At 61.4% G+C, this 18,374-nt stretch carries 16 protein-coding genes and 2 pseudogenes; 16 read left to right on the forward strand and 2 right to left on the reverse strand.

Annotation, left to right across the window (positions count from 1 at the left end; all coding sequences use genetic code 11):
• The 6 genes and pseudogenes from lpdA to ACL9RI_RS01975 all read left to right on the forward strand — a co-directional run bounded on the left by lpdA (position 1) and on the right by ACL9RI_RS01975 (position 4,564).
• Complete coding sequence (gene lpdA, locus ACL9RI_RS01950) at positions 1 to 1,788, forward strand: dihydrolipoyl dehydrogenase (RefSeq protein ID WP_422724914.1); 1,788 nt, start codon at positions 1 to 3, stop codon at positions 1,786 to 1,788.
• A gap of 77 nt (positions 1,789 to 1,865) precedes the next feature.
• Positions 1,866 to 2,055, forward strand: a pseudogene (locus ACL9RI_RS01955) (hypothetical protein); the annotation flags it as partial.
• A 77-nt stretch (positions 2,056 to 2,132) separates the two neighbouring features.
• Positions 2,133 to 2,322: pseudogene (locus tag ACL9RI_RS01960) on the forward strand (hypothetical protein); the annotation flags it as partial.
• Positions 2,323 to 2,574: 252 nt separating this feature from the next.
• Entirely contained in the window at positions 2,575 to 3,729 is a 1,155-nt protein-coding gene (locus ACL9RI_RS01965) for a hypothetical protein (RefSeq protein ID WP_422724915.1), read from the forward strand.
• A gap of 80 nt (positions 3,730 to 3,809) precedes the next feature.
• Positions 3,810 to 4,013 (forward strand): hypothetical protein, encoded by a 204-nt coding sequence (locus ACL9RI_RS01970; protein ID WP_422724916.1) that lies wholly within the window; start codon positions 3,810 to 3,812, stop codon positions 4,011 to 4,013.
• Positions 4,014 to 4,021: 8 nt separating this feature from the next.
• A complete protein-coding gene (locus ACL9RI_RS01975; protein ID WP_422724917.1) occupies positions 4,022 to 4,564 on the forward strand; it encodes a hypothetical protein in 543 nt (180 codons plus the stop codon).
• 4 nt (positions 4,565 to 4,568) lie between these two features.
• Here ACL9RI_RS01975 and ACL9RI_RS01980 read toward each other — a convergent pair whose 3' ends face one another.
• Entirely contained in the window at positions 4,569 to 5,228 is a 660-nt protein-coding gene (locus ACL9RI_RS01980; protein WP_422724918.1) for a TetR/AcrR family transcriptional regulator, read from the reverse strand.
• A gap of 212 nt (positions 5,229 to 5,440) precedes the next feature.
• Here ACL9RI_RS01980 and ACL9RI_RS01985 point away from each other — a divergent pair, with 212 nt between their 5' ends.
• The 3 genes from ACL9RI_RS01985 to ACL9RI_RS01995 are packed head-to-tail and all read left to right on the forward strand — an operon-like array spanning position 5,441 to position 9,737.
• On the forward strand, positions 5,441 to 6,637 hold the full coding sequence (locus ACL9RI_RS01985) for an HlyD family secretion protein (protein ID WP_422724919.1): 1,197 nt from the start codon (positions 5,441 to 5,443) through the stop codon (positions 6,635 to 6,637).
• Between the two features lie 6 nt (positions 6,638 to 6,643).
• The gene (locus ACL9RI_RS01990) at positions 6,644 to 8,242 is read left to right on the forward strand and encodes a DHA2 family efflux MFS transporter permease subunit (protein ID WP_422724920.1); all 1,599 of its coding nucleotides are present in this window, start codon (positions 6,644 to 6,646) and stop codon (positions 8,240 to 8,242) included.
• Between the two features lie 31 nt (positions 8,243 to 8,273).
• Positions 8,274 to 9,737, forward strand: coding sequence for an efflux transporter outer membrane subunit (locus ACL9RI_RS01995; RefSeq protein ID WP_422724921.1), 1,464 nt, complete (start codon positions 8,274 to 8,276; stop codon positions 9,735 to 9,737).
• A gap of 10 nt (positions 9,738 to 9,747) precedes the next feature.
• Here the strand turns inward: ACL9RI_RS01995 and ACL9RI_RS02000 are convergent, their stop codons facing one another.
• Positions 9,748 to 10,665: a LysR family transcriptional regulator gene (locus ACL9RI_RS02000; protein ID WP_422724922.1), complete on the reverse strand. Its 918-nt coding sequence runs from the start codon at positions 10,663 to 10,665 to the stop codon at positions 9,748 to 9,750.
• 113 nt (positions 10,666 to 10,778) lie between these two features.
• Between ACL9RI_RS02000 and ACL9RI_RS02005 the strand changes: the two genes are divergently transcribed.
• The 7 genes from ACL9RI_RS02005 to ACL9RI_RS02035 all read left to right on the forward strand — a co-directional run bounded on the left by ACL9RI_RS02005 (position 10,779) and on the right by ACL9RI_RS02035 (position 18,244).
• The gene (locus tag ACL9RI_RS02005) at positions 10,779 to 11,378 is read left to right on the forward strand and encodes a short chain dehydrogenase (protein ID WP_422724923.1); all 600 of its coding nucleotides are present in this window, start codon (positions 10,779 to 10,781) and stop codon (positions 11,376 to 11,378) included.
• 118 nt (positions 11,379 to 11,496) lie between these two features.
• Positions 11,497 to 13,185, forward strand: coding sequence for a methyl-accepting chemotaxis protein (locus tag ACL9RI_RS02010; protein ID WP_422724924.1), 1,689 nt, complete (start codon positions 11,497 to 11,499; stop codon positions 13,183 to 13,185).
• A gap of 70 nt (positions 13,186 to 13,255) precedes the next feature.
• Positions 13,256 to 14,974 (forward strand): dipeptidyl-peptidase 3 family protein, encoded by a 1,719-nt coding sequence (locus ACL9RI_RS02015; RefSeq protein ID WP_422724925.1) that lies wholly within the window; start codon positions 13,256 to 13,258, stop codon positions 14,972 to 14,974.
• Between the two features lie 21 nt (positions 14,975 to 14,995).
• Positions 14,996 to 15,883 carry a LysR family transcriptional regulator gene (locus ACL9RI_RS02020; RefSeq protein WP_422724926.1) on the forward strand — a complete coding sequence of 296 codons (888 nt, stop codon included), beginning with the start codon at positions 14,996 to 14,998 and terminating at the stop codon, positions 15,881 to 15,883.
• Positions 15,884 to 15,992: 109 nt separating this feature from the next.
• Positions 15,993 to 16,568, forward strand: a complete 576-nt coding sequence (locus tag ACL9RI_RS02025; protein ID WP_422724927.1) for a YceI family protein — start codon at positions 15,993 to 15,995, stop codon at positions 16,566 to 16,568.
• Positions 16,569 to 16,775: 207 nt separating this feature from the next.
• Positions 16,776 to 17,408 carry a hypothetical protein gene (locus tag ACL9RI_RS02030; RefSeq protein WP_422724928.1) on the forward strand — a complete coding sequence of 211 codons (633 nt, stop codon included), beginning with the start codon at positions 16,776 to 16,778 and terminating at the stop codon, positions 17,406 to 17,408.
• A gap of 104 nt (positions 17,409 to 17,512) precedes the next feature.
• On the forward strand, positions 17,513 to 18,244 hold the full coding sequence (locus ACL9RI_RS02035; RefSeq protein ID WP_422724929.1) for a BON domain-containing protein: 732 nt from the start codon (positions 17,513 to 17,515) through the stop codon (positions 18,242 to 18,244).
• The last annotated feature ends 130 nt before the right edge of the window (positions 18,245 to 18,374 follow it).

The following is an 18,374-nucleotide window of genomic DNA, read 5'->3' on the forward strand; positions in this document are numbered from 1 at the left end:
ATGAGCACAGTAGAGGTAAAAGTACCGAATATCGGCGACTTCAAGGAAGTCGAAGTCATCGAGCTGATGATCAAGGTTGGCGATACCATCAAGCTGGACCAGTCGCTGGTCACCGTGGAATCGGACAAGGCCAGCATGGAAATTCCTTCGACCCACGCCGGCGTGGTCAAGGAATTGAAAGTCAAGATCGGCGACAAGATCGCTGAAGGCAGCGTGCTGCTGGTGGTGGAAGCAACGGAAGGCGCGGCGGCTGCCGCGCCAGCGGCTGCCCCTGCCGCACCAGCAGCGGCGCCGGCACCGGCTGCCGCCGCACCTGCAGCACCAGTTGCCGCAATCGTCCCGGCCGGCAATTACAGCGGCCAGGTCGATATCGATGTCGACATGATGGTACTGGGTGGCGGTCCTGGCGGTTACTCGGCGGCGTTCCGCGCCTCCGACCTGGGCTTGAACACGGTGATTGTCGAGCGTTATGAAACCCTGGGCGGCGTGTGCCTGAACGTCGGCTGCATCCCGTCGAAGGCGCTGCTGCACGTGGCGTCCGTGATCGATGAAACTGCGCATATGTCCAACACGGGCGTCACTTTCGCCAAGCCGACCATCGATATCCACCAGGTACGCAAGTACAAGGAAGGCGTGATCAAGAACATGACCGGCGGCCTGGCCGGCATGGCCAAGGCGCGCAAGACGCAAGTTGTCACCGGCGTGGGCCAGTTCCTCTCGGCGAACCATATCGAAGTGACGGCTGCTGACGGCAGCAAAAAGGTCGTGCAGTTCAAGCAGGCGATCATCGCTGCCGGTTCGTCGGTAGTCAAATTGCCATTTGTGCCGGAAGATCCACGCATCGTCGATTCGACCGGTGCACTGGAACTGCGCCAGATTCCGAAGCGCATGCTGGTCATCGGCGGCGGCATTATCGGCCTGGAAATGGCGACCGTGTATTCGACCTTCGGTGCGCGCATCGACGTGGTGGAAATGATGGATGGCCTGATGCAGGGCGCGGACCGCGATGCGGTCAAGGTCTGGCAGAAGTACAACGAAAAACGCTTCGACAACATCATGACCAAGACCAAGACGGTGGCCGTCGAGGCGCTGCCGGAAGGTATCAAGGTCACGTTCGAAGCCGCCGAAGCCGGTGCGACTGCACCTGCACCGCAGCTCTACGACCTGGTGCTGGTGGCCGTCGGCCGTAGCCCGAACGGCAAGAAGATCGCTGCCGACAAGGCCGGCGTGCAAGTGACCGACCGCGGCTTCATCAACGTCGACAGCCAGATGCGCACCAACGTGCCGAATATCTTCGCCATCGGCGACCTGGTGGGCCAGCCGATGCTGGCGCACAAGGCCGTGCATGAAGCCCACGTGGCTGCCGAAGCGGCGGCAGGCCAGAAGTCGCACTTCGACGTCAAGGTGATTCCATCGGTTGCCTACACGGATCCGGAAGTGGCATGGGCCGGCATCACCGAAGACGAAGCGAAAGCCAAGGGCATCAAGGTCGAGAAGGGCCACTTCCCGTGGGCCGCGTCGGGCCGCGCCGTGGCCAATGGCCGCGCCGAAGGCTTCACCAAGCTGCTGTTCGATGCGGAAACGCACCGCATCATCGGAGGCACCATCGTCGGCACGCACGCTGGCGACATGATCGGTGAAATCGCCCTGGCGATCGAAATGGGCTGCGACGGCACTGACATCGGCAAGACCATCCATCCGCATCCAACCCTGGGTGAATCGATCGGCATGGCGGCGGAAGTCTATGAAGGGACGTGCACGGACTTGCCGCCACCACGCAAGCGCTGATGCAAAATGTTGTTTTAGTATTGAAAAGCCCGCAAGTGATTGCGGGTTTTTTTACACCTTTGATGTGCTGGACCAGCGTCGGCACGCACGCCGGCGACAGGATGAACGATGCGCGGTGAAATCGCCCTGGCGATCGAAATGGGCTGCGACGGCACTGACATCGGCAAGACCATCCATCCGCATCCAACCCTGGGTGAATCGATCGGCATGGCGACGGAAGTCTATGAAGGGACGTGCACGGACTTGCCGCCACCACGCAAGCGCTGATGCAAAATGTTGTTTTAGTATTGAAAAGCCCGCAAGTGATTACGGGTTTTTTTACACCTTTGATGTGCTGGACCAGCGTCGGCACGCACGCCGGCGACAGGATGAACGATGCGCGGTGAAATCGCCCTGGCGATCGAAATGGGCTGCGACGGCACTGACATCGGCAAGACCATCCATCCGCATCCAACCCTGGGTGAATCGATCGGCATGGCGGCGGAAGTCTACGAAGGGACGTGCACGGACTTGCCGCCACCACGCAAGCGCTGATGCAAGATTGACTTTCAGTACAAAAAACCGGGACATGTTCCCGGTTTTTTTATTCTTGGTTCGTCTCGAGCCGCAGCGGGTGTCACTTATACGCCGCAGTGTGAATATTGGTGAGTATTTCCCTGTGGAAAAAGTGGGACAATATGGGTCTGTAACTATGTTTCGCTTATGCTTGACCTGGGGCGTGTGCTTTTTCCCATGAAGTTGCTATTGTTCGGTCAGGTTTGGCTGTGCTGAGAAAGTATTGCAACAATGAAAAAATTTACCGCCCTCCATATTTCCGACGTGCGTCTGCGCCACGCCGATGAGCAAGAGCAGGCGCTCATGCTGCATTCGCTGTTCCAGGATGTGGCCGCTTTTCGCGATGCCGGCAAGCAGATCGATGCGATTTTCTTCACGGGCCAGCTGCTGGCGGCCGATGCGGACAGCAGCACCACGCCTACCTACGTCTACGAATATTTCCTGCGTCCCCTGCTGCAGGCGGCCAGCCTGCCTGGCGCGCGCTTTTATCTGGTGCCGGGAAACCGGGTCCAGGGTACGCCGGCTGGCATGCTGGGCAATGCGGGTTTCAGTTTCTTTTCCGCTGACGAGCATGCTGGCGCCGAGCAGCGCGCGCTGTACAAGAATATCCACGCGGTCTTTCATGGGCACCAGCACACGGGCGAAGCCAGTTCACTGATGAAGGCGCTGGGCATTTTGTTCAAGAGCAATCCGGGCAGCCTCTACGGCCCGCATGGTCAGATGGCTGCCTATGCCGTGCTGGAATTCGGTGTGGGAAGCGCTGGTGACGAGGCGCCGCTCACGCCGTGGACGGTAGCCTTGCGCGAGTTTGATGAAGTCAGCAAGGCTTTTGCCCTGTCCGTGCTGTACACGCCCGATGGCCGCGACGCGGGCCAGCGCGATGCCGAATATGTGTTTGCCACCTTGCTGCCGCAACTGGCCGCTGAGGGCGACTACTTCGATGGTTTGATGGGCAAGCGCAAGGACATCAGTGCGGCGGCGGATGCGCGTGAATTCCTGATCGAGCTGGCCTTCGTGCTGTTCGAAGCCAAGACCTTGTTCCTGCTGCAAGAGGAGCTCGATTGCTTTGCCGGCGATTATTGCGCCGTCAAGGGCTGGGATATATCCGCAGAGCAATGGTTGTCGCCGCTGTATGCGCAAGGCTTGTTGGCGCGCACCGATGGCCAGGTGGTGTTTGCCTTCGATTACTTCCGCACCTACTTCCTGGCGCAGCGCTTTGAAACCTCATTCGACCTGATGCGCTACGGCCCCGAACGCCGCGATGGCAGCGAGGCGGTCTTCGGCGTCGAGGGAGCCTCGGCAGCCCGGCCTTTCTTGCGGGCGCTGGGCTTGAGTGGCGAGCGTAGCGAAGCGGCTGCGCCGCAGGCGTCTGGCGTGCCGCAATAAGCGGCCTTTGTAATAGCTCAATGTCTGTCTGGTTTTACGTGCTATGCTGGTTAGATCGGTAGGAGCAGCTTAAAGGGGGCATGATGCGACATTTCTTTAGCGTAGCTGACGCGTTGCGCATTAACAAAAAATTGATGGCGCAAAAGACTCCTCTGGAGATTGCCAGTGATGGTGGGCCAGATCCTGAGCCGCTCACCAAAAACACTTCCAGCGCAAATATCCCCTTCTCGGCCAAGGAAATCAATGCCGCCATGGCCAAGGCCCGCGAACTGTTGGCTGCCTGAGTTCATGCGTGGCATTGCACGTTTATGATCAGCTGGTAACGGGCCCCAATGACTTTATAGGGGCCTTGGCCTATTCACTATACAAGCAAACGAAAGTAGAGTGGATCGTCCATCTCAAGGCAGCAAACGGTGGTGTGGAGCCGACTGCCTTTGAAATCCAGATGTTTCATGACTTTAACGTCCTTCCGGCACAGTTGCAGGGCTATAAGGATAGGGCCACAGCGCTGACCGTGACTTTCCTCGGTGTCGCAACAAAGGAGCGCCTGGATCAATTAAGCGCCGATACCGTCCAATCGGCGCTGGCGGCCAAATTTGACGCCACCCACCAGGCAGTTAGCACCGAGCTCATCTCTTACCGTAGGGAACTGGCCGCCAAGCGCGGCATCTATGGCTGGATGGCCGAAGTCGGCGCCGCCCTGATCACCAACTTCCTGACGATTATCCTGGTTGCCCTGATTGCCTATGGCTATGGAAAACTGAATGCCGTCAATGCCGCCGTGGATGGCAAGCTGAGCCAGGCGCTTCCTCTGGCTCCCAAGCCAGCTCATTAGGTTTTCAAGCCGCCAGCGGCGCGCGCAAGGTCGCCCGCAAGAACAGGTCGAGGCGGTGGTCAAGCAGCTTGCGCAGTTGCGCCGTGTCGGGTTGCGTCAGCGGCGGGAACAGCAGGCGCGACATCTGGTCATCTATCAGGCAGTTCAGCAAATGTATGGCAATTTGTTCTGCCGTCAATTCCGCGCGGAACTGAATGGCGATGTCGGGACGGTTGAAGAAGCGCGTCAGCATGTCGCGCGTGCGTCCCGGTCCCACCTTGTGAAACGTCTCTGCCAGCTCAGGGTGGCTGGCCGCTTCAGCCACCACCATGCGGTTCAGCCGGATGGCTGCCGGCATGGTGATTAATTGCAGGAACAGCATGCCGAACTCGCCCAGAATGGCGGGCAGGGGGCGCATATCTGTTTCCAGCGCGGGCATGGTGGCAAAGTAGGCGGCGCGGCGCTGTTCCACCACGGCGTTGAACAGGCCCGACTTGCCGCCAAACTTCACATAAATCGTGCGTACCGCCACATGGGCCTGGCGCGCGATCATTTCCAGGCTCACCTTGCCATAACCCTTTTCCAGGAACAGGCAGCCGGCCGTGTACAGCAGGTTTTCGGCGCGCGCTTCCTTGTCGGCCTCGCGCGGACGGCCGGCAGACTTGCCGCAGAAAAATATCTCCATGGCGGCGTTATCGTGCTCAGTATCAGTTTGATCAGTTTGGACGGGCAAGGTGTCGCTGAGGCCGGGATCAGGCATGTTCGGGGTCTCTTGGTTGGTGAGTGATGACTAACACTGTAGTGCAAATTAAAATGAAATGCAATCGTTTCATTTCTTGACAAGCGCTTTCCTTTGACCAATAATGAACCTATATCATTTCATTTTCGGAGCGCAGTATGTCCAACCAGCCTGGCCAAGCAGAACAAAAGGCGCTTAGCGCCGTTCCTCCAACGGCCCCTACCGCGGCCCCCGCCGCACCGTCCACGCCCGCCGCTGCCGCCAGCCCCGCACCGAATAACCGCGTGAAAATCATCGCCGGCTTGATCGTGCTGGTTGCGCTGGGTGCCGGCGCGCGCATGTGGTATCGCAGTCATTACTTTGTGGAAACGGAAAATGCCTACGTTTCCGGCCACGTGCATCCTGTCTCGGCGCGTATTTCCGGCGTCGTGACCAAGGTATTGATTGACGATAATCAACTGGTGAAAGAGGGCGACGTGATCGCTGAACTCGATCCATTCGACCAGCGCGTGAAGACGGAACAAATCACTGCGCAGATCGCCAGCGCGGAACAGCAAGTGATGCAGGCCGATGCGCAGATCGCGCAAGCGCAGGCGCAAGCGAGCGGCGCCCAGGCCCAGATCGCCCAGGCCGATGCGCAATTGCTGCGCGCGAAACAGGATGCCGACCGTTATGGCCAGTTGTACACCAGCCAGATGAAAGCCGTCTCGAAAGCGGAAGTGGACGCCGCCAATGCAGCCCGCTCCAGCGCCGTGGCCGACCTGGCCGCCCGCCGCGACAGCGCTGTCGCCGCCAAGGCGCAGATCGGCGCCGCCCTGGCTGCGCGCGACGTGGCCAAGGCACAAGTGGCCGTGCTGCGCGTGCAATTGAAAGACGCGGAACAGCAGCTGCAATACAACCGCATCCTGGCGCCTGTCTCGGGCCGTATCGGCAAGCGTAACGTGGAAACGGGCATGCGCGTGCAGCCTGGCCAGCAATTGACGGCCATCGTGCAAGACAATGTCTGGGTCACCGCCAACTTCAAGGAAACGCAATTGGCCGACCTGCACCGTGGCCAGAGCGTACACGTGAGCGTCGACGCCATGCCAGGCAAAAAACTGATCGGTACCGTCGACAGCTTCGCACCGGCATCGGGCGCGCAATTTGCCCTGCTGCCAGCCGATAACGCGACCGGTAACTTCACCAAGATCGTGCAGCGCGTGCCCGTCAAGATCGTCTTCAAGCCGGAAGATATCAAGGCCCTCAACGGCCGCCTGGTGCCCGGCATGTCGGTGATCGCCGAAGTGGAAATCAACCAGCCTGGTATCGACAAGACTGCCGGCCAGGCTGCGCCAGCCCAGACCGCCGCCCGCTAACGTGCCATGAGCAGCTCTTCCAACACACTGGCGAAACCGCCGGCGTTTCCCGTGATCAGCGAGAAAGTCTCCGGGCGCACCTGGCTGGCGGTCGCCGCCGGCATGCTGGGCGCCTTCATGGCGGTGCTCGACATCCAGATCACCAACTCTTCGCTCAAGGATATCCTTGGCTCGCTGTCGGCCACCCAGGAAGAGGGCTCGTGGATTTCCACGGCCTACCTGGTGGCCGAGATTATCGTCATCCCCCTCACCGCGCTGATGGTGCGCGTGTTCAGCCTGCGCGCCTACATGATCGGCACGACCACCTTGTTCCTGCTGTTTTCCACCCTGTGCGGCACGGCCTGGAACCTGGAAAGCATGATCGTTTTCCGCATGCTGCAAGGCTTTACGGGCGGTGCGCTGATCCCGATGGCGTTCACCCTGGTGATGCTCAAGCTGCCGCCGTCGAAGCGTTCCACCGGCATGGCCATCTTCGGCCTGACCGCCACCCTGGCGCCGGCCATGGGGCCGACCCTGGGCGGCTACCTGAGCGAACTGTATGGCTGGCCATCGATCTTCTACATCAACTGGGTGCCCGGCGTACTGCTGATCCTCGGCATGATCTATGGCCTGGACCGCGAGCCGATGAACCTGAAGGCCTTGTGGAAAGCCGACTGGCTGGGCATCTTCTGCATGGCCGTGGGCCTCGGTAGCCTGACCATCTTCCTGGAAGAGGGGAACTCGAAGGACTGGTTCGATTCGGCCTTCATCATCACCTTTGCCGCGATGGCGCTGGCCGGTATCCTGGGCTGGGTAGTGACCAGCGCCACGCGCGCCGAACCGTTCGTCAACCTGGCCCTGTACGGCCAGCGCAACTTCCTGGTGGCGACCGTGCTGTCGGCCGTGATGGGCATGGGCTTGTACGGCTCGGCCTTTTTGCTGCCGCTGTTCCTGGGGCAGATCGCCGGCTACTCGCCGATGCAGATCGGTGAAGTCATCATGTGGGTGGGCTTGCCGCAGCTATTCATCATGCCGTTTGTCGCCAAGCTGTCGTCGACGGTGGACAACCGAATTTTGTGTTCGTTCGGCCTGCTGCTGTTTGGCGGCTCCTGCCTGATGAACGCCTACATGGATGCGTCGACCGGCTATGACCAGTTGCTGTGGTCGCAAGTGGTGCGCGCGCTGGGCCAGCCTTTCGTGATGCTGACCCTGTCGAACTTCGCCATGAAGGGCGTGGCGCCGAAAGACATGCCATCGGCGTCGAGCCTGTTCAACATGACGCGCAACCTTGGCGGTTCGATCGGTATCGCCCTGCTGGCGACGGCCCTGAGCACGCGTGAACACTTCCACTCGCAGCGCCTGGGCGAGGCGATCAACTCGTTCTCCAGCGCGACGCAATTGCGTATCGACCAGTTGACGGCGTCCTTCATGGACAAGGGCGCCGATGCGGTCACGGCTGGCAACCAGGCCTTGCAGGCGATCGACGGCATCGTGCGCCGCGAAGCCTATGTGATGGCCTACAACGATGGCTTCCTGATCGTCGGCGCCATTCTGCTGGGCTGCATCGTGCCCCTGTGGCTGGCCGACAAACTCAAGGCCCCCGGTGGCGGTGGTGGCGGTCATTGATCGTCCCTGAAAAAAACAAGAGGTAAATACCATGCAAACTGCATACACGAACATGACGAAAATTGCGCTGGCCGTCTCGCTGGCCCTGGCGCTCAGCGCCTGCACTACCGTTGGCCAGGATTTCAAGGCGCCGGCGAATGTCGCCGATACGGGTTTCCGCCATGCGGCGGGCGCCGCCAGCCAGGCGCAGCTGCCCACTGACTGGTGGAGCATCTACCACGATGAGACCCTGAACCGCCTGGAACAAAGCGCCTTGCGCGACAACCCCAGCGTGAAGGCCGCCGGCGAGCGCCTGCTGCAGGCGCTGGCGCAGACGAATACGGCGCGCGCCAGCGAACGGCCACGCTTCGACGCCAGCACTTCGATCTCGAATTCGCACAGCTCGGCCAAGACTGCCGAGGGCATGGCCTTTGGCGGCCAGTCGATCAGCGGCAACGACGTGGAAGTGGGCGTATCGATGTCGTATGAAGTCGACCTGATGGGCCGCGTCAAGCGCCTGGTCGAAGCATCCGATGCGCAGGCGCTGGGGGCGCAGGCTGACCTCGACGGCGTGCTGCTGATCCTGTCGTCGCAAGTGGCCAATACCTACTGGCAGCTGCGCGGCCTGGATGCAGAAATGGCGATCCTGAACGGCGCGCTCGATACACGCCGCGAGTCCCTGCAACTGGTCGAGGCGCGCTTTAACGGCGGCTTGACCAATGAGCTGGACCTGGCGCGCGCCAAGGTCGAACTGGCCAATGCGCAAGCCGACCTGCACGATGTCAAGCGCCAGCGCAACCTGCTGGAAAACAGCCTGGCTACCCTGACCGGCAAGTCGCCGGCCGCCATGCAATTGCCGGTGCAAACCGATCCGGCCGCGCTGCCGCTGCCGCCCGCCATTCCGGTCGGCTTGCCGGCCAGCCTGCTGGGCCATCGTCCTGACCTCATTTCCAGCGTGGCTGGCGTGCGCGCCGCCAATGCCCAGGTGGGCGTGGCCGAAGGTGCGTTTTACCCGTCGCTGCAATTGACGGGCAGTTTTGGCTATGCCTCGGAAAAACTGCGCGACCTGGCGCAAGGCGGTGCGCGCCAGTTCAGCATTGGTCCGCTGGCATTGTCGCTGCCGATCTTCGATGGCGGCCGCAACCAGGCCAACCTGGACCTGTCGAAAGCCCGTTATGCCGAAGCGGTGGCCAACCATGAAAGCAAGCTGCTGACGGCCTTGCGGGAAGTGGAAGACGCCTTGTCGGACGTGGAGCAGCGCCAGTTGCAGGGCGATGCGCAAGCCGTGTCGCAGCAAGCGGCGGCGCGCGCCTACCTGGTGGCGCGCACCCGCTACGAGCGCGGTATCTCGAACTACCTCGACGTGACCGACGCCCAGCGCAGCGCGCTGGCGGCCGACCGCGCCGCCGTGCAGATCAAGACCCAGCGCCTGCTGGCGACCGTGGCCGTGGCCCGCTCGCTGGGCGCCGGCTGGCAGCCGGAAGGCGAACTGGCCAAGCTGGCCAAGGCGAACTAAAGAGCCCCAGTTACGTGAGCGTGGCCGGTGGTGGTGCCATCACCGGCCCGTAGCGTTCCAGCATGAAGTCGATGAAGGTGGTCAGCTTGGGCGTGGGCTGGCGGTCGCGCGGATACAGCAGGTGCATCAGGCGCGGCGCCGGCACATAGTCCTGCAATATCGGTACCAGCGTGCCTGCGGCGATATCGTCGGCCAGCAGGATCTCCGCCTGCATCACGATGCCGAAGCCGTGCAGTGCCGCCATGCGCAGCGCCTGGCCATTGTTTGAACGGAAGCGGCTCTCGGCAGGGGCGCCATCGTGGCGCGCTTCCTTGCCGGACAGGCGCCAGCGCATATGGCGCGACCACTGCATGAAATCCACGCATTCATGCTGAAGCAGTTCCTCCGGCGTACGCGGCGTGCCATGCCTGGCCAGGTAATCGGGCGAGGCGCAAATGACCATCGCGTAGTGCCGCAAGGGCCGCGCCACCATGCCGGAATCTTCCAGCACGCCGATGCGGATGGCCGCATCGTATCCTTCTTCCACCAGATCGACCATCCGGTCATTCAGATTGAGTTCCAGGCTCACGTCCGGATAGGCCGTCAGATAGTCGGCCATCAGCGGCGCGATGCGTTCGCTGCCGAACGAGACGGGCGCCGAAATCTTCAGCTTGCCGCGCGGCGTGGCCCGCATCGCTTCAGCCCCCGTTTCCGCCGCCGCGATCTGCGCCAGGATCTGGCGGCATTGCTCCACATACTGCCGGCCGATTTCCGTCAGGTTTTGCCGGCGCGTGGTGCGTGTCAGCAGGCGCGTGCCCAGGCGCTGTTCCAGGTATTTCACGTGCTTGCCCACCATCACGGGCGAAATGCGGAAGCTGTCGGCGGCCGCCGTGAAGCTGCCCTGGTCGACCACGGCGACAAAAATCTCCATGCTGCGCAATTTGTCCATGTGAGTTCGATTCCAAACTGTAGATTAGTAATCTTGTAAATTCTAGCGTATTTATTCCTTTTGGGAAGCAGCGCATACTGGCGTCATTGTTCAACCACAGACAGGAAAACATCATGAAAATCGTCATCATCGGCGCCAGTGGCACCATCGGCAAGGCAGTCAATACGGAACTGGCACAGCGCCACGAGATCGTCGAAGTGGGCAGCCGTAGCGGCGCCCACCAGGCCGACATGAGCGACATCGCCCAGGTACGCGCCTTGTTCCAGCGCATCGGCAAGGTCGACGCCGTGATCGTCACGGCCGGCAACCTGCATTTCGGCCCGCTGGCTGAATTTACGCCGGAACAATTCCAGGTAGGGCTGAACAGCAAGCTGATGGGCCAGGTCAACGTGGCGCTGGTTGCCCAGGAGTACCTGAACGACGGCGGCTCGATCACGCTCACCAGCGGCATCGTGGCGGACCAGCCGATCCGCTTCGGTACGGCTGCCAGCATGACCAACTCGGCGGTGGAAGGGTTTGTGCGGGGCGCCGCCGTTGAACTGGCGCGCGGCTTGCGCATCAACGTGGTCAGTCCCACCGTATTGACTGAATCGCTCGATGCCTATGGCGGCTTTTTCCACGGCTTCGAACCGGCACCGGCCAGCCGCGTGGCGCTGGCGTACAGCCGCAGCGTGGAAGGCGTGCAGACGGGCCAGGTCTATAAGGTTTGGTAAAACTGCGGCCTGGCGGCGGGTTCGGGCCCGCCGCCGGCAGGAATGTGCCATCCGTGTTAAATTTTCCTCTATTTCCACAGTTCAACAATAGGACTGGGACACTTTGAGGATGACAGGGATGGAATTGCAAAGCACTAAAATCAGCACGCGGCTGTACACGGGATTTGGCCTGGTCTTGCTGCTGTTGATGATCGTTACCGCACTCGGCATCAACCGGGTGCAAAAGATTGATTCCATACTGACCAGTATCAGCGACGTCAACAACGTCAGGCAGCGCCACGCCATCAATTTGCGCGGCAGCGTGCATGACCGCGCGATCGCCTTGCGCGACGTGGTGCTGGCTGGCGATGCGGCCATGGCGCAACCGGAAATCACGCGCATTCAAACCCTGGCCGACAATTATGCGCAGTCGGCCACGCCGCTGGAGCAGATCATCGGCAGCGGCCAGCAGGTGACGCCGGAAGAGCGCACGGCGCTGGCCGCGATCAAGGCCAGCGAGGCGAAGGCAATGCCGCTGATCGCCAGGGTGATCGCGCTGCGCCTGGCCGACGATGTGCCGCAGGCAACCACCGTGCTGCATCAGCAGGGCGCGGGCGCCTTCGTCGAATGGCTGGCGTCGGTCAACCGGCTGATCGACCTGGAAGAAAAGATGAGCCGGGCACAGGCCGATAGTGCCGCCAGCGTGGCGCGCAGCTTTTTCTTCTTCATGGTGGTGCTGTGCGTGGGCGCCATCGTGATCGGCACCCTGGCGGCCTGGCGCATCAGCCATGGCTTGCTGCGCCAGCTGGGCGGCGAACCGGAATATGCGGCCGCCATCGCCGGCGATATCGCGGCGGGCAACCTGGCCGTGCAGATCGAAACCCAGCCCGGCGACCGTTCCAGCCTGCTGTTTGCCATGCGCGGCATGCGCGACAGCCTGGTGGCCATCGTCAGCGAAGTGCGTGCCGGCACCCACACCATCGCCACCAACTCGCGCGAGATCGCGGCCGGCAACCTGGACTTGTCGCAGCGTACGGAGCAGCAGGCCGCCTCGATCGAGGAAACGGCGTCGTCGATGGAGCAATTGACCAGCACCGTCAAGCAGAATGCAGACCATGCGCACCAGGCCAATACCCTGGCGCTGTCGGCTTCTGGCGTGGCCGTCAAGGGCGGCGCGGTGGTGGCGCAAGTGGTCGACACGATGGCCTCGATCAATGCCTCGTCGAAGAAAATCGTCGATATCATCGGCGTGATCGACAGCATCGCCTTCCAGACCAATATCCTGGCGCTCAACGCCGCCGTGGAAGCGGCGCGCGCAGGGGAGCAGGGGCGCGGCTTTGCAGTGGTCGCCACGGAAGTGCGCAACCTGGCGCAACGCTCCGCCGCTGCCGCGAAAGAAATCAAGGGCCTGATCGACGACTCCGTCGAGCGCGTCGATACAGGCGCGCGCCTGGTCGATGAAGCTGGCGCGACGATGCAGGACATCGTCGACAGCGTCAGGCGCGTGACCGACATCATGGGCGAAATCAGCACGGCCACCCGCGAACAGACGTCGGGCATCGAGCAGGTGAACCACACCATCGGCGCGATGGACCAGGTGGTGCAGAAGAACGCGGCACTGGTGGAAGAGTCGGCATCGGCCGCCGCTTCGCTCGAAGCGCAGGCCAGCAGCCTGGCGCAGGTGGTCAGCATCTTCAAGCTCGATGGCGTACAGGGCAGGGAGCAAGGCAGGGTGCAGGCGCGTTTGCACGCCGTGGCGCCGGCCCGCAAGCTGGTCGCCAGGGCGGCGCCGGCAAAGCCGGCCGAGGAAGCCTGGGAAGCGTTTTAAGCCAGGCGTGGATTACAATGCGAGCCTGTTCATACAATACCGTCCTGAGACCGGTAACAACCGAGACACCATGAAAAAAATCCTGCTTCCCCTGCTGATGGCGGCCGCCGTCGGCAGCGCCTGCGCCGCCCCCGGTGCGCCAGCCACCGTCGAACAATTGCACGCCATGAGCGCCCGTTATGCGCCCGTTGAACTGAGCGCCGATACGTCGCAGCTGTCGGCGGGCGACCGCAAGGCCATCGCCAAACTGGTTGAAGCTGCCAAGCTGGTCGACGTGCTGCAGCTGCGCCAGCGCTGGTCCGGCAATGAAGCGCTGTGGGCCGCGCTGAAAAAAGACAAGTCGGCGCTGGGCAAGGCGCGCCTGAACTACTTCTGGATCAACAAGGGACCCTGGTCGGTACTCGATGGCCACGAGTCGTTCATGCCCGCCACCTATGCCGGCATCGCCATCCCCGCGAAAAAACCGGAAGCGGGCAATTTTTATCCGCAAGGCGCCAGCAAGGCCAGCCTGGAAAGCTGGATGAACCGTTTGCCGGAAGTCGATAAACAGCAGGCGCAATGGTTTTTCACCACCATCCGCGCCGGCAAGGACGGCCAATACCGCACCGTCAAATACTCGGACGAATATAAAAAGGAATTGACGCAGCTGGCCAAATTGCTCAATGAAGCGGCGGCTGCCACCGACAACGCCTCGCTGAAGAAATTCCTCAGCCTGCGCGCCCAGGCTTTCCTCGACAACGATTACCTGCCGTCCGATTTCGCCTGGATGGACCTCGATGCGCCGGTCGACATCACCATCGGCCCGTACGAAACGTATAACGATGAACTGTTCGGCTACAAGGCGGCGTTTGAAGCGTACGTGAATATCCGCGACCAGGCCGAGACGCAGAAGCTGAATTTCTTTGCCAAGCATATGCAGGAGCTGGAAGACAACCTGCCGCTGGATGCGCAATACCGCAATCCGAAAGTGGGCGCGCTGGCGCCGATGTTGGTGGTGAACCAGGTGTATGGCGCCGGCGACGGCAATATGGCGGTGCAGACGGCGGCCTACAACCTGCCCAACGACGAGCGCATCATCAGCGCGCGCGGCTCCAAGCGCGTGATGCTGAAGAACGTACAGGAAGCCAAGTTCAAGGCCACCCTGACGCCGATCTCCAAATTGGTGCTGACGCCGGAAGCGCAGCAGGACGTGGACTTCAATTCCTTCTTCACGCATATCCTCGCGCATGAAATCATGCATGGCCTGGGTCCGCACGCCACGCAGGTCGATGGCAAGCCATCGACGCCGCGCCAGGATCTGAAGGAAACCTATTCCACCATCGAAGAAGCCAAGGCCGACATCACCGGCCTGTACGCGCTGCGCTACATGATGGACAAGGGCCAGTTGAACGACACCCTGGGGCAGGGCGAGGTGGCCGAGCGCAAGCTGTACAACACCTTCCTGGCCTCGGGCTTTCGCACCCTGCATTTCGGCCTGACCGATTCGCATGCGCGCGGCATGGCGATCCAGCTGAACTACATCCTCGACAAGGGCGGTTTCGTGTCGCTGGGCGGCGGCAGGTTCGGCGTCGATTTCAGTAAGATCAAGCAAGCCGTGGTGGACCTGGACCGCGAATTCCTGACCATCGAAGCGACCGGCGACTATGCGCGCGCCAAGGCGCTGATGGCCAAGTACGTGGTGATCCGTCCGGAAGTGCAGGTGGCGCTCGACAAGATGAAGGCCGTGCCGAACGATATCCGCCCTGAATTCGTCACGGCGCGCGCGCTGGACCAGGCGGCGAAGCAGTAAGCTGCGCTGGCCTCAAGGGACATGATGGCGCCATTTGACTGGGATGATTTGCGCTTTGTCCTGGCGGTGGCCCGCCATGGCTCGGTTGCTGCTGCGGCGCGCAGTTTGAAGGTGACGCACGGCACGGTGCTGCGGCGGCTGCAGAAGGCCGAAGAGACGCTGGGCGTGCGCATCTTTGACCGCCTGCCGGCCGGCTATGTGGTGGCCGAAGGCGGCAAGGACGTGATTGCCACCGCCGAAAACATCGAAGCTGCCATCAATGAAACGCGCCGCCGCCTGTCCGGCCAGCGCACGGAGGTGGAAGGCAAGATCCGCTTCACGACCACCGATGCGCTGATGGACCGGCTGGTGTCGCCGATACTGGCCGACTTTTGCGCCCGCTATCCCGCCATCACGGTGGAACTGGTGATCAGCAACGAGCAGCTGGACCTGGAAAAGCACGCGGCCGATATCGCGCTGCGCCCTTCGCTGGCGCCGCCCGAAAACCTGGTCGGCAAGCGCATCGGCACGCTGGCCTTCGGCCTGTATGCCACGGTGGCCTATCTTGAGCAGGCGGGCGATACCCCGCTGGAGCAGCTGCAGTGGATCTTGCCCGATGGCGCCTTGGCCAATGCTGCGGTGTCGCAGTGGCTGCGCCAGATCATGCCGAACCAGCCAGCGGTCTTCCGCGCCAATTCCTTCATCGCCCTCCGCCAGCTGGCCGAAGCGGGCCTGGGCGTGGCGCCGCTGCCGGTGATGCTGGTGGCGCCGGAGTCGCCGCTGCACCGTATCGGCATGGCGGCCGACGCCTGCCATTGTGACCTGTGGCTGCTGACGCATGCCGATTTGCGCCATGCGCCGCGCATCAAGCTGTTTTTCGAGCATATGGCGCAGGCAGTGCGCCGGCAGCATGCTTTGCTGACGCAGTAAGCTGCTGCGGCTAGCGATTTATCGAAACCGGATTGCCATCAATCGCTATTTCGTGGTGCGTGATCCGTGGCTATGCTGTCTGCATGTTCATTTCACGGGAATACTGATCATGCAAGCCAAAATTTTCACCTCCATCGCGTTCGCCGCCATCGCCATCCTGCCACGCGCCAGCATGGCGGCGTGGCAAATCGAACCCACCCACACGAATGTCAGTTTCGCCGTCGGGCACATGGGCTTGACGCACACGCCGGGCATGTTCCGCAGCATCAGCGGCACAGTCAATTTTGATGAAAACAATGTTGCTGCGTCCAGCGTCAGCCTGAGCATGGACACCGCTTCGATCGATACGGCGAACGCCCAGCGCGACGCCGCCTTGCGCAGCGCCGACTGGTTCAATGCGCAAGCTTATCCAAAGATAACCTTTGTCTCGACCGGCGTGCAGCGTGTCGACGCCACGCATTACGCAGTGGCCGGCAACTTGACGGTACGCGGCAAGACTCTGCCGGTGACATTCAACACCATCATGACGGGACCCGTCATGAATCCTTTCCTGAAAGTGCCGTCGGTGGGTTTTTCCGGCAGCGCCCATGTCAGCCGCAGCGCCTTCGGCATGCTGGGCTACCTGCCGGTGGTAGCCGATGATGTGGAATTGATATTCCAGCTGGAAATGAACAAAGTGCCTTGATAGCAATACGCCAGGGGCGCTGGCGGGATCGGCTGAAATATTGTGGCGAGTGTTATTAAATTTTCCTTGTGGAAATAATTTTGCCCACTACCCTGCAGTTTCTAGCTCAGCCTTTTCTTTGTTCCTGGTGTGGTTGCGATGCATTTTTTGACAAAATCTTCTTCTGTTGCCGCCTTTTGTATTGGTTGGCTCAGCAGCCTGCCTGCGATGGCAGCGTCCGGTTTGAATCCGCTGGAAACCCGCTGGCTGCACGCGGGTGCACCCGTGATTACTTATGCGCGCGAACAAGGTTTGCCTATCGATATCGTTGTTCAGCCGCAAGATGCACCGAATGCCGTGCCGCTGGCGCTGGGCTTCGATGGCGGACGCTGCAAGCTGGTGCTGTCGATGCGCGGCAATGCCCGGGCCGAAGCGGTCTTGCAGGGTGTGCCAGCCGAACAACAAGGCTTGATGATCGAAGCCATGACGGCGCATGAGATCGGCCATTGCCAGCGTTATGCGCAGGGCAACTGGCATGCCTTGCCAGCCGGGTTTGTCGATACTGCCGCCCAGTCCATGGATGGGGCAGCGTTGCGTGAAACACGGCGTGAAGAAGCCTATGCGGACCTGGTGGCGCTGGCGTGGATGCACAGCCGCCACCTGGCCGACTACGCTGCCGTGCTGGCGTGGATGAGGCAGGTGCGCGAGGTGCCCCTGCAGGAAGGCGGGGCGGGCGGTTCGCACGCGACGCAGGCGTGGCTGGTCCTGGCAGGCGGCAAGCATGCCTTTGATGCGCCTGTTTCATTGTTTGAGCAGGCGCAAGTATTGTGGCGACAGGGCTTGAGCGGCGACAAACGATGATGGCTGGACGCGATGGATGGCGGGGCAAGGTGTGTTGTCGCACAGAGCTTTGGGTGCGGCAGGCGTCTAATCATGGCATCAACCTCACCCATGGAGACTCCATCATGAATAAAATGATTGCGCTCATGCTGGCCGCCAGTGCCAGCGCCTTGTTGGCTGCCGCTCCCGCCTATGCACAGGATGCCACCTACAAGAGCATGACCGACAAGGCCACGGCCGACTACAAACTGGCCAAGGCCGCCTGCGATAGCCAGACGGGCAACGCGAAAAAAGTCTGCGTGGAAGAAGCCAAGGTGGCACGCACCAAGGCCGATTCGGACGCCGTTGCCCAATACCGCAATACGCCACGCGAACTAGCCAAGGCCCGCAAGGAGGTCGCCAATGCCGAATATGACCTGGCCAAGGCCAGGTGCGGCGACAGTTCCGGCGCCAACAAAACCACCTGCATGAATGACGCCAAGGCCGCCAAGACGGCCGCCCTGGCCGACGCGAACACGGGCGCACGCGATGGCACCAATGTGGCACAAAATCCGCCGGCAGTGGTCAAGGAAAACTGCGATGGCATGGATGCAACGGCCAAGGCTGCCTGCGTGACGCGCAACGCCGCCAGCAGCACCAAGGTGGCCGTGGCCGATTCGGTGATCACCACCAAGATCAAGGCCGACCTGGTCAAGGATAATGACTTGAAAGCGCTCGACGTGCACGTGGAAACCGTCAACGGCGTCGTCATGCTGAGCGGCTTCGTGCCTTCCCAGGCGCAAGTGCAGAAAGCCGCCGACCTGGCCCGCGGCGTGGAAGGCGTGACGGATGTGAAGAATGGCTTGAAGGTCAAATAACTTTTCTTGATAGAACGCCAGGCAAGGCCGTTGATGGATCAGTGAGATCCGTCAACGGCCTTGTTCATTTTTCCTTGTCATGATTGCCTTTCATGCAACATGCTGCGATTGTATAAATTACGATCATCAT

The sequence above is a fragment of the Janthinobacterium sp. Mn2066 genome, from assembly GCF_049319705.1.
In the GTDB taxonomy this organism is placed as follows: domain Bacteria; phylum Pseudomonadota; class Gammaproteobacteria; order Burkholderiales; family Burkholderiaceae_D; genus Janthinobacterium.

What these genes read in the sequence shown, in the direction of transcription:
- lpdA (WP_422724914.1), top strand. Translation starts at nt 1, where the DNA reads ATGAGCACAGTAGAGGTAAAAGTACCGAATATCGGCGACTTCAAGGAA.
- ACL9RI_RS01965 (WP_422724915.1), top strand. Translation starts at nt 2,575, where the DNA reads ATGAAAAAATTTACCGCCCTCCATATTTCCGACGTGCGTCTGCGCCAC.
- ACL9RI_RS01970 (WP_422724916.1), top strand. Translation starts at nt 3,810, where the DNA reads ATGATGCGACATTTCTTTAGCGTAGCTGACGCGTTGCGCATTAACAAA.
- ACL9RI_RS01980 (WP_422724918.1), bottom strand. Translation starts at nt 5,228, where the DNA reads ATGGAGATATTTTTCTGCGGCAAGTCTGCCGGCCGTCCGCGCGAGGCC.
- ACL9RI_RS01985 (WP_422724919.1), top strand. Translation starts at nt 5,441, where the DNA reads ATGTCCAACCAGCCTGGCCAAGCAGAACAAAAGGCGCTTAGCGCCGTT.
- ACL9RI_RS01990 (WP_422724920.1), top strand. Translation starts at nt 6,644, where the DNA reads ATGAGCAGCTCTTCCAACACACTGGCGAAACCGCCGGCGTTTCCCGTG.
- ACL9RI_RS01995 (WP_422724921.1), top strand. Translation starts at nt 8,274, where the DNA reads ATGCAAACTGCATACACGAACATGACGAAAATTGCGCTGGCCGTCTCG.
- ACL9RI_RS02000 (WP_422724922.1), bottom strand. Translation starts at nt 10,665, where the DNA reads ATGGACAAATTGCGCAGCATGGAGATTTTTGTCGCCGTGGTCGACCAG.
- ACL9RI_RS02005 (WP_422724923.1), top strand. Translation starts at nt 10,779, where the DNA reads ATGAAAATCGTCATCATCGGCGCCAGTGGCACCATCGGCAAGGCAGTC.
- ACL9RI_RS02010 (WP_422724924.1), top strand. Translation starts at nt 11,497, where the DNA reads ATGGAATTGCAAAGCACTAAAATCAGCACGCGGCTGTACACGGGATTT.
- ACL9RI_RS02015 (WP_422724925.1), top strand. Translation starts at nt 13,256, where the DNA reads ATGAAAAAAATCCTGCTTCCCCTGCTGATGGCGGCCGCCGTCGGCAGC.
- ACL9RI_RS02020 (WP_422724926.1), top strand. Translation starts at nt 14,996, where the DNA reads ATGATGGCGCCATTTGACTGGGATGATTTGCGCTTTGTCCTGGCGGTG.
- ACL9RI_RS02025 (WP_422724927.1), top strand. Translation starts at nt 15,993, where the DNA reads ATGCAAGCCAAAATTTTCACCTCCATCGCGTTCGCCGCCATCGCCATC.
- ACL9RI_RS02030 (WP_422724928.1), top strand. Translation starts at nt 16,776, where the DNA reads ATGGCAGCGTCCGGTTTGAATCCGCTGGAAACCCGCTGGCTGCACGCG.
- ACL9RI_RS02035 (WP_422724929.1), top strand. Translation starts at nt 17,513, where the DNA reads ATGAATAAAATGATTGCGCTCATGCTGGCCGCCAGTGCCAGCGCCTTG.